Genomic DNA, 11,055 nt, shown 5'->3' on the forward strand with positions numbered 1-11,055 from the left:
ATGATATCGCCAGTTTTTCTATCATGAAAGATGCTACCGCTACAGCATTGTATGGTGCAAGGGGAGCTAACGGGGTAATTTTGGTAACTACCAAGGAAGGAAAGGAGGGACCGGCCAAACTGAATATTCGCTATGAAAGTTCGTTCTCGGCTCCTACCAAAATGATAGAGTTAGCCGACCCTATTACTTATATGCAGTTACATAATGAAGCTGTACTGACCAGGGATCCGTTAGGCGGCCGTGTTTATTCTCTTGATAAAATCAAGATGACCGGGCAACCTGACCGTAATCCTTACGCATATCCCGCAGTAGACTGGTACGATGAGATGTTTAAAAAATACGCAGTCAATCATCGGTTTAATTTCAGTGCAAGTGGCGGAGGAAAAGTCGCACGTTACTACCTGGCGGGTACCCTGAATTCTGATAACGGGATACTGAAAGTCGACAAGCAGAATAATTTCAATAACAATGTGAGATTAAACAGGATATCATTGCGTTCGAATGTGAACATCAATGTAACCAAAACTACCGAGGTAATCGTCAGGTTTACCGGTGATTTTGACGACTACAACGGGCCTATAGATACGGGAGAGAATTTGTTTAAGAAAGCCATGCAGACCAATCCGGTATTGTACCCGAAATATTTTGAGCCGGACAGGCAATACGCCAATACCCAACACATTCTGTTCGGAAATTACGGGCGGAATGGTGATTATCTGAATCCATATGCCGATATGGTAAAGGGCTACAGGGATGAAAGCCGTAACATGATATCGGCATCGGTAGAGTTGAAACAGGATCTTTCGTTTTTTACACAAGGACTTTCCGCCCGGATATTAGGTAATACAACGAGAGAATCTAAATTTGATGTCAACCGGCAATATAATCCGTTTTTCTATTCTTTAGGTAGTTATGATCCGCAATTAGATATCTATTCCTTAGTTGAACTTAATCCGGATGATGGAACAGAATATTTATTTTATTATGAAGGAACGAAAGATATTTACACGACTACCTATTTTGAAGGCGCTTTGAATTATAGCCAGACCTTTGGTGAGAATCATACTGTTAGTGGTATGTTAGTGGGAATTATGCGGGAGAAAAAAGTAGCCAATGCCGGTAATTTACAAAAATCTTTACCGTATCGCAATCTCGGACTTTCAGGGCGATTTACCTATGCATATGCTAATCGATATTTTACGGAGTTTAACTTCGGTTATAATGGTTCTGAACGATTTGCCAAAAAAGAACGGTTTGGTTTTTTCCCGTCTTTTGGCCTAGGATGGCTTGTATCCAACGAACCGTTTTGGAAACCTTATGAAAAAGTGGTCAGTAAGTTGAAATTTAAAGGCACTTTTGGTTATGTAGGAAATGATGAAATCGGAGATGAGAACGATCGCTTCTTTTATATCTCAAATGTTACGATGAATGATGCCAGCAGGGGCATATGGCTGGGAGAGGAATACCGTCAATACATTTCCGGGATCAGTATTCAACGCTACAGCAACAATCAGATATCCTGGGAAACGGCGCAAATGACGGATGTCGGCGTAGAAATAGGACTATTTGGAAAAATTGAATTTCAGGGCGATTTCTTTTACCAGTATCGTACCAATATCCTGATGGATAGGTCGCAGATACCGAAAAGCATGGGATTACAGGCTGCAATGAGGGCAAATGTCGGAGAAGCTACATCCAAAGGTGTAGATATGTCATTGGATATCCAGCATAGTTTTACCCCTGATCTTTGGATTTCCTCAAGAGCTAATTTTACTTATGCAACCAGTAAATTTAAGGTTTATGAAGAACTGGATTATGCAAGTGCCGGTATGCCATGGCGTTCCCGTATCGGTCAATCTATAGATCAAACATATGGTTATGTTGCCGAACGATTGTTCATTGATGATGCTGATATTGCCATTTCGCCCAGACAAACACTGGGAGATTATATGGCTGGTGATGTCAAATATAAGGACATTAACGATGATGGTGTTATTGACGCAAATGATCAGGTTCCCATCGGGTATCCTGAAAAACCGGAAATAATCTACGGATTCGGAGCATCTATGGGATGGAAAGGTTGGGATTTCTCATTCTTCTTCCAGGGATCGGCACGTTCTTCGTTCTATATAGACGCTTCTCACACAGCTCCGTTCATCAATACCGGCGATGATTATCTCAATGGGCAAATAGGCAACAATGCCTTGCTGAAAGCGTGGGCAGATGACCATTGGTCGGAAGAAAACAGGAACCTGTATGCAGCATGGCCAAGATTATCCGGACAAATGGTGGAAAACAACAACCATCAAAGTACATGGTTCTTGCGCAACGGGTCATTCCTAAGGCTTAAATCCGTTGAATTAGGGTATACCTTCGATCAGAATAGTTTTGTTTCTAAGATAGGCGTCTCATCACTTCGTTTCTACTTTAGTGCAACCAATCTGTTGAATATTTCCGCTTTTAAACTGTGGGATGTTGAAATGGGAGGCAACGGACTGGGATACCCCATCCAAAGAGTATTGAATCTGGGTCTCAACATGAATTTTTAAATTACATACCGATGAAAAAGAAAATTTTTATTCCAATTATAGTGATCCTTGCCTGCGGGTGTGATTATCTGGACATCGTTCCTGATAACCTGGCCACCATCGAAATGGCTTTTAATAATCGTAACAGCGCCGAAAAATTTCTGGCAACCTGCTACAGTTATGTTCCTGAACATGCAAGTGTTGTTGAGAATTTTGCATTGGTTGCCGGCGATGAAATATGGTATTATGCGGAGCAGGATTATTATATGAATAATACCACCAGCTTACGCTTAGCCAAAGGATTACAAAATGTAGCCGATCCTTACTGTAATTTTTGGGAAGGAAGCCGTGGCGGATATAATTTGTTCATTGCTATTCGCGATTGCAACATTTTCCTTGAAAACTTACGGGATATTCCGGGACTTGAAATGAGCGAAAGGGATTGGTGGCTTGCCGAAGTGAAAGTATTAAAAGCTTATTATCATTTTTTGCTGATGCGTATGTACGGACCAATTCCTGTTATGGAGACCAACCTGTCGGTTGACGCTTCTCCCGAAGACACACGCATCAAGCGTTTACCTGTTGATGATGTAGTCAACTATATTGTATCATTACTTGATGAAGCCATTAACAGCAGTTCTTTACCGGAAAAAATCCAATATACGCAAAGCGATTACGGACGAATTACCCTACCTGCTGCAAAAGCAATCAAGGCCCAGGTTTTAACATTAGCAGCCAGTGACCTGTTTAACGGAAATGCGAACATGGCAGGGTTTAATGATTCGGATGGTACTCCATTGATCAGCACACAATTTGATCCTGAGAAATGGGTTGCAGCACGCGATGCATGCAAAGATGCTATCGAAACTGCTGAAGCTGCAGGTCATGCGCTTTATGAATTTAAGGATTTATTGCCCATTGGCGAAGTTGATCCGGTAATCAGGCATGAATTAACATTGCGGACAACCATTACCAAGCGGTTCAACCAGGAACTCATCTGGGGGATCGGGCCTAATTCGGTAAATGCCCTGCAACAATGGTGTCAACCCAGGCTTACCAGCCACCATGCTGCCGATTTCAACCAGACCAAAAAGTCGCATGCTCCTACATTGAATGCAGTGGAAAGTTTTTATACGGCTAATGGAATTCCTATCAGCGAAGACAAAACATGGGATTATGCTAATCGCTATGATACCATAAAAATTTCCGGGCAACTGGCTGATGATCATAAATACACCCTGCAAAGCAATTACATAACAGCGAGATTACATACTTATCGTGAACCCCGTTTCTATGCATATGTCGGTTTTGATGGAGGCAAATGGTTCTCGCTCGAAGCAACAGATGACGATAATATTCCTGCTATAGGAGCAAAAACAGGACAGCTTTCAGGAAGAAACGGACTGGAATTGTGGTCTGCTACCGGATATTTTACAAAAAAACTGGTTAATTACGAAAATGTAATTACGGCAGCAACAACACAAATTATTGAATACACTTTTCCCATCATCAGGTTAAGCGATCTTTACCTGATGTACGCCGAAGCGCTCAATGAAACGGCTGCCGGTGAAGCAGCCAGACCGGATGACGATGTATACGAATATGTCCAGCGGGTTCGCCACAAAGCAGGACTGGATGAAGGAAGCACCCTGACAGAAACGTGGGCGAACTATTCCCGGATTCCTCAAAAACCGGCAACCAAAGCAGGTATGCGCGATATTATCCGGCAGGAGCGTATGGTCGAACTTGCATTTGAAGGTCCTCGTTATTGGGACTTGCGTCGATGGAAACTGGCAGGGGATTATTTCAGTAAACCCATCCGTGGCTGGAATGTTTACGCCGCCGACGAAGTAGGATTCTATCAGGTCAGGAATATCTATTTTCGTGATTTCCTGAACAGGGATTATTTATGGCCCATAAGCCAGAATGAAATGTTACGTAATTCTAATTTAGTTCAGAGCCCTGAATGGTAATTTTTATAAAGAAAAATATGAAAAAGACAATATTAATAAGTTTGTGTATCTCGTTGGGTATTCCGTCATTTTGGGGATGTAATGAAGATAAGCATCACCCTTACGGGACAGATGATACGGCGCCGGGAAAAGTAACTTTTATAAATAAGAAAGATATTTCCGGAGGAGCAGTTATTTGGTTTGCACCGCCTTCCGATGCAGATCTGTTGTATATTAAAGCAGTATTTACCGATAACAGGAGCATTACCCGTGAGGTAAAAGTTTCAGGAGTAATCGATTCTTTGGTCATAGACGGGTATGGAAAATCCGGAACTTACAACGTGGATATTTTCGCTGTAGACAGGAGCGAAAACATATCGGAAGGAGTATCGGTGGAAATATCTCCGTTAACACCGCCTATCCAGCTTATTTTTCCTACGCTGTCAGCTGAGTCTGACTATGGAGGTATAAAGGTCTCATACGAAAATGCCGAACGTGCGGAAGTTTCCCTGAATGTTGCTGTCTTTGATGAGGCATTGCAGGGTTTGACTTATCGCGAATCGTTTTTTACCAGCCAACCGTCAGGTTCGTATAGTTTCAGAGGGTATAACAGCGTGATGACCTCTTTTGGTATTTATGTGGAAGACCGGTGGGGTAATTTATCAGATACATTGTTTTTTGAGGGAATTCCTATTCCGGATGAATACCTGGACAAAGGAAATTTCCGGGTATTTAAAATAACAGGCGATGCGGATTTCAGCCAATATGGTATGAGTGCTACCCAAATGTGGGACGAGGTATGGAACTCACAATGGAATTGCGGACATACAGCTTCAATGCCGTTACCGCACTATTTAACCATCGATTTGGGCGTGAATGTAAAACTGAGTCGTTTTAAATTGTATCAGCGAACAGGTACCGAACTTTATAAACATGGTAATCCTAAGCATTTCAATGTATATGGGACCAAAGACATTAACGGGTTGCCACCCTATAATGCCAGCGATCCGTGTGCAGGATGGACATTCCTTAAGGAGTGTAACTCTTTTAAACCATCGGGGTTACCGGTAGGAGTAACCAATGCAGAGGATGTTGAATTCCAGACAAAAGGAGAAGATTTTGAATTTGATATCAATGATCTTGTCGAAATCAGGTACATCCGCTTCGAATTCCTGGAAAACTGGGAAGGCCCGACTTTCCAATATACGGTTATCGGCGAACTTTCATTCTGGGGTGAAATTCTTACCGGTGAATAAGTTTAATCCATTAAAAATGAACATTATGAATTTTGCAAAGATAAAATCATTAGTCGCTATTGGATTGATTTTTGCGGCTTTCCTCGGCTGCGGTGATATGGAATCCAAGCATGAAGACTATCTTAACGGCGAAAAAATCTATGCGGGTAAACTGGATTCTCTGACAGTGTACAGCGGATACGAACGGGTTAAAATTGTGGGACAAACCAATTATCTGGGTTATTCCAACAAATGTATCGTAGAATGGGGCGACCAGTCGAGAGAGTTTGCCATAACCGGTACCGGGAATAAAACTTTTGAAATGATCATCGACGGATTGCAGGAACGCAATTATGAATTTAAAGTTTATACGGAAGATGCTGAAGGTAATAAGTCAGTGATACAAACCTGCACGGGAAAAGCTATGGGGGCTGTTTTTACTGAATCGCAAATGAACCGCAGGATAGTGGAATTTAATTTTGTCGATGGCTATTTTTCGGCTCTATGGGCCGATAAAGCAGAGTCGGAATATGTGGTATATACCGATTTCAGTTTCGAAACTACAGATGGCAGCATGCAACAGATACGGATCATGCCCGATGATGAATCTACTGTATTAATGGGCTGGAAAGCAGGAGGAAAAACAGAGATCCAATCATATGTTCTCACCGGAGAATTAGGTTTCGATGTCGTTCAACTGGCTGTTTCCGAAGGTTCGCTTCCGGCATCGTCTGTTTTCTCTATAAGCAAAGCCAATTTTGCGGTGGTCAGCCTGACGAATGATACTCCGGGAAATAGCTATGGCGGGAAAATACCGGGTATGTGGGACGGTGTAAAAGGAAGTGACCAGGGATCGCGTTACCACACCGGCGACGGAGAAGGCGTACCGCATACATTAACTTTCGACATGGGGCTTATTGCCACTATAGACCGTGTAGAAATAGTCGGTCGCGAAGATCACCATAACTGGAATCCCAGGCGCATTCAGTTTTGGGGTTGCGAAAATATCGACGGCAAAGATACTGCACTACCAGCTTCTGATGTAGGTTGGGAGCAGGAAGCGCAGGATAAAGGCTGGAAACTGCTGATTGACCAAACCTTAACTGATCCTCACGAAAACATGATCACCTTCGATAAAACAAAAACGGAAAATGTACGGTATATCCGTATCCGGGTGATGGAAGTGGTAGGACCGCCGTCATCAGGTACAGGCGCATACGGTTGTATTCAGGAAATATCCCTGTGGGGAGAAGATATCAGGCCGGTAGAATAAATTTAAAAGCCATACGGACATTAGTCTGTATGGCTTTTTATAATAATAGTGAAGAATGTTTTAACGTGAAATATAGGTAAAATTAGTTTAAAATATTATTGAGGAAGATTAAAATGACAGCCGATTTCATAAAATTTATAGATATAAAATTATCAGAGAAAAAGGGTCTTTATATTCTGCTATCAATAGTTTTATTTACTGTTTTTGTTGTTGATAATACATTATGGCATGGTGTTGTCACTGGCAAATATTTTTATTTCGCGGCTGTAATGCTTTTATTCACAGTTGTAGGAGGAACTATGTATTTGATAAGCAGAATTCAAATGTTGGTTGTCCGACAATCTGATATTATGATGCTATTGTTTTTTATTTATCTGATAATTTGCCATATTATTAAGAATAATAATTCTGATATACAATTATAAGAGGGAGAGGGGACTCAATTTTAAGGAACAACAGACAGAACACACCGTAAATAATTATTTACCTAAAATATGTGATTAAAATGAAAAGGGTTATTTTATTATTGATTGTAGTATCGAGCGTGACAGAATTCTATGCGCAGTGCAATCTGCCCTACAAACCATTTGCCTCATTCAAGGGGGATACGGTGGAATATCTGTATTATAATTTTACCGCGCGGCTTGCGTGCTACAAGGGAAAAAAGGTATCGGATGTATTCAATGACCTTGAGTTGCCTGTTACTTATATTGTTGGAGGAAGTCGGATAATTGCTGTAGATGGTGACGGAGGTACTAATGCTTTCTATTTAGGCATACACCAGGTGGGGCCCATTCCAAGTGAGATAATAGATTATTACATTGAGTTTTATCCGGCTAATCCAACTTCTTTAGGATTGAATCTAACACCCGGAACGAGGTGGACCCAACAAATGTATGAAGTCATCAAGGATTTGGAATTAAAAAGTGTAGGGTTTAATCAGAATTTTCCGAGAGGGCGTGATGATATTTTGAAAAAAGTTAAAGAAATTCAAAAAAGAGAGATGGAACAAAAAAAGGCAAAGGATAAAGCAAATAGCAACAGTCATTAGATTTTTGCAATAGTAAATGGGGAATGTTTTTTCTTTCCTCCATTACGATCATGTAATAATGACCATGTGTTATCATATCAAATCTTCATCAGAAGAGAGAGTTTTAAGGGAAATAGTATAATTGTTAATTTTCTGAAAATGTATATTGTACAAATGTTATCTCGTACAAAATGTGAGCTAATGTGTAGATTTCCAAAAAAAATAAGTAAATTGTTTAATCAATATTCTGTTAATGAAAAAAGTAATAATTGTGCTTAATCTATCTCTTATTTCTTTTTCTATTGTCTATTCTCAACCAGAAGTGGAGTTATATTGTAGGTTTAATTTAGAAAAAATATTCAAAACAATTGACCATAAACTTAAATATGAAACTGTTCGACATTTTTATATGGAAAGTCGAAAAAGTAATAGTTTTATATATATGCTATCTGATAATACGTGGAATCATTATTATCAGATAATCAGAGGTCATTCGGTGCTTGAAGCACATAATACCGATTCGGGGAATATATCGCCTGTAAAAAGAATTTCACAAGAAGAAATGAATAGACGTATCGAATTGCTGGATTGCACACCTGAAAAAGCGTTTAATGAATATGTGGATTTTATTAAAAACATTAAATTGGAAAAAGAAAAATATTTGAATTGTATAGGTGCAGAAGTCACTAAAAGAGATTCATCAAAATATGCTAAAGAATTAATAGGGCTTTATGACTTTTTACCTCCGGGACAATCAAATATTCATCCTTCCGGATTAGTGAAGAAATTAGATTTTTTGAAAATTTTTAAGGTATTTATTTTTGATAACAATGAAGATATATTACCAGATGGAGATACCGTATGCGATTATCTTGAAATTTTACGATTTGATCGTCCACTTAAATAGCGATTTTATCATTGACTAATAATATGGCTAAAATGATATTTGTGTTATATCAGGAGCAGCAGCAATGCTATTTCTACTGTTTTGGAATGTATATTTACCTATGAAAACGGGAAGTAAATCATGGAGATAATGACAAAAAAATATAATTTGGTTTGTATGACTGGTCTTTGCTGCTTGATGTTATTGTTTGTAAGCGGGTGGTCGTGCATCGATGAAGCTGCTGCAAAAAATGATACCTATTGGTGGCCGCATCAGCCATTACCGAAGGGATTAGTGGTTTGCAAGCCGGCAAAGGACAAAACAGAAAATGTCCTTTTACACTCTTTGTCGGGGTTAGTTGCTCAGGCACAAAAACAAGGGCTGGCCGATGAACTGATCTGGCACGAAACTCCGGGGGATTACCTGCTTTGGTATTCCAAACTGGTGAACAGAACCAAAGCGGAAGAAAGAGGAACTTACGATGTGTGGGAATTGCTGGAACGGTATAAAAAACTCGTTAACGGCTATATTCTTTATCAACCCGAAAACAACCCGGAATTTCGCGGGGATATGAATTATTCCGTTCATGTTGCAATGGCTTATGCGTCAGTAAACCGGGGAGTAGTGATTGACACATCGCTCGAACCAATGGTGCGGCAAATGGGTCTGACACTCATAAAGGATACCCGGGATATTACGATGGACGAATGTTTTGAGGAAATAAAAGATAAGATGAATGCCGGTATGGTCGTTACCATGAATCCTTTTTATCAGAATAATTACGATCTGGCGGTCGCCAATAAAGCGTTTATTACATACGGAGTGGATAATCTAACTGAAAAGATGATGGCCTGGGCAAATCCTATATCTCCGGTAGTTGGCTGGAATCATGGAAATGAAGATGATTTTACCCGCCTTCCGGCGAAATATGGCTTATTCAATACAGCAAGCGATTGGTGCAATAATCTGATAACACTTTCGGTAGGTTCCGGATCTGCTGATCTCGCAAAAATCAGAACCCTGGATCCTGCAACGATCGACTTTTCTGAAAAAGGTCATTTTCACAGTTTCATAATGAGTGATGGCGACAATATGCAATGGACAATAGGGTCCTTTCTCCGGAACAATAATTTCTGGGGGAGTCCGCTGCATGGTAATTTCCCCGTTGGATTCACATCTTGTCCGGTCAATCTGGTGCAAATGGCACCTGATGTTTTGAATGAAATGGCAAAAACACAGCCGGCCCATACAACTGTTATTGAATATGGCGGAGGATACCAGTATCCCGATTTATTCGCCATTGAAAGAGGCATGGAGCGCGAAGCCATTCAACGTGAATTTGCGCGGAAAATCAATACCAACATGAAGCGTACGGGTGTGAAGGTCTTTGGTTTCATCTGCATGGATATCGACTCTGAAGATGCCCTGGAAGCTTATCGTATATATGCCGGAGAAATAGAAGACCTGGTCGGAATGATCGCAGTTCAATACGCACCTTATCATGGAGGAAACGGGAAAATCATTTGGGTAAAAGATAAAACCGGAATAGAAATTCCGGTAGTTACGGCCACATATTCACTTTGGCAAGGGCTGAAGGATAAGGGTGGCGGAGATATCGTCGAAATATCGAATCTGATAAACCGGGATTCGGAGAGAAACGGAACATTTATGAATTGGACAGTTGTTCATGCATGGTCCGTATTCGAAAATCCTTCCCTACCGGAGAATAAAGCCGGAGGTTTAACTGCTGTGAAATGGTGCATCGACCTGTTGAAAGAAGATATTCAAGTCGTTTCTCCGGAAGAACTATTATGGCGTATCAGAATGGATCATGATCCGGTTCAGACAGCAGAAATAATCAGGAATAAATATTATTAAAAATATTTCTGTTTGTCAGGATGGAAATTAAGCACTCAGTGCTATTTATTGTTTTCTTAAGTCACATTGATCAAGTTGATTACGTTTAGCAAATATGACATTAATTGTTTTATCTTACTTAGGAGTCAAATAGAATAAAAAACAAATAACAGTAACAAAAAATTAGTCATCAAATCAAAATGAAAAGATATTATTTAATTATATTTTTAGCGATTATTTGTAATAATGTACTTTTTGCTCGTCCGTTGAGCATCGCAGATCAGGCTTCCGTAA

Annotated in this window: 7 protein-coding genes; all 7 read left to right on the top strand. The window is 40.2% G+C overall.

The window, feature by feature from the left end:
- Positions 1–2,549 (top strand): TonB-dependent receptor (locus LBQ60_16140; GenBank protein MDR2039453.1); only part of this gene is annotated, 2,549 nt, incomplete at its 5' end.
- 11 nt (positions 2,550–2,560) lie between these two features.
- Complete coding sequence (locus tag LBQ60_16145) at positions 2,561–4,501, top strand: RagB/SusD family nutrient uptake outer membrane protein (GenBank protein ID MDR2039454.1); 1,941 nt, start codon at positions 2,561–2,563, stop codon at positions 4,499–4,501.
- Positions 4,502–4,518: 17 nt separating this feature from the next.
- Entirely contained in the window at positions 4,519–5,736 is a 1,218-nt protein-coding gene (locus LBQ60_16150) for a DUF4959 domain-containing protein (protein MDR2039455.1), read from the top strand.
- A 25-nt stretch (positions 5,737–5,761) separates the two neighbouring features.
- Complete coding sequence (locus tag LBQ60_16155) at positions 5,762–6,988, top strand: hypothetical protein (GenBank protein MDR2039456.1); 1,227 nt, start codon at positions 5,762–5,764, stop codon at positions 6,986–6,988.
- A 505-nt stretch (positions 6,989–7,493) separates the two neighbouring features.
- Positions 7,494–8,039 (top strand): hypothetical protein, encoded by a 546-nt coding sequence (locus tag LBQ60_16160; protein ID MDR2039457.1) that lies wholly within the window; start codon positions 7,494–7,496, stop codon positions 8,037–8,039.
- 232 nt (positions 8,040–8,271) lie between these two features.
- On the top strand, positions 8,272–8,925 hold the full coding sequence (locus tag LBQ60_16165; GenBank protein ID MDR2039458.1) for a hypothetical protein: 654 nt from the start codon (positions 8,272–8,274) through the stop codon (positions 8,923–8,925).
- Positions 8,926–9,081: 156 nt separating this feature from the next.
- Positions 9,082–10,782 (top strand): hypothetical protein, encoded by a 1,701-nt coding sequence (locus tag LBQ60_16170; GenBank protein MDR2039459.1) that lies wholly within the window; start codon positions 9,082–9,084, stop codon positions 10,780–10,782.
- The last annotated feature ends 273 nt before the right edge of the window (positions 10,783–11,055 follow it).

Source organism: Bacteroidales bacterium, from assembly GCA_031275285.1.
Lineage (GTDB): Bacteria > Bacteroidota > Bacteroidia > Bacteroidales > UBA4181 > JAIRLS01.

Excerpts from the sequence above, each read along its gene's own strand:
- LBQ60_16145 (MDR2039454.1), top strand. The coding sequence starts at position 2,561 with ATGAAAAAGAAAATTTTTATTCCAATTATAGTGATCCTTGCCTGCGGG.
- LBQ60_16150 (MDR2039455.1), top strand. The coding sequence starts at position 4,519 with ATGAAAAAGACAATATTAATAAGTTTGTGTATCTCGTTGGGTATTCCG.
- LBQ60_16155 (MDR2039456.1), top strand. The coding sequence starts at position 5,762 with ATGAATTTTGCAAAGATAAAATCATTAGTCGCTATTGGATTGATTTTT.
- LBQ60_16160 (MDR2039457.1), top strand. The coding sequence starts at position 7,494 with ATGAAAAGGGTTATTTTATTATTGATTGTAGTATCGAGCGTGACAGAA.
- LBQ60_16165 (MDR2039458.1), top strand. The coding sequence starts at position 8,272 with ATGAAAAAAGTAATAATTGTGCTTAATCTATCTCTTATTTCTTTTTCT.
- LBQ60_16170 (MDR2039459.1), top strand. The coding sequence starts at position 9,082 with ATGACTGGTCTTTGCTGCTTGATGTTATTGTTTGTAAGCGGGTGGTCG.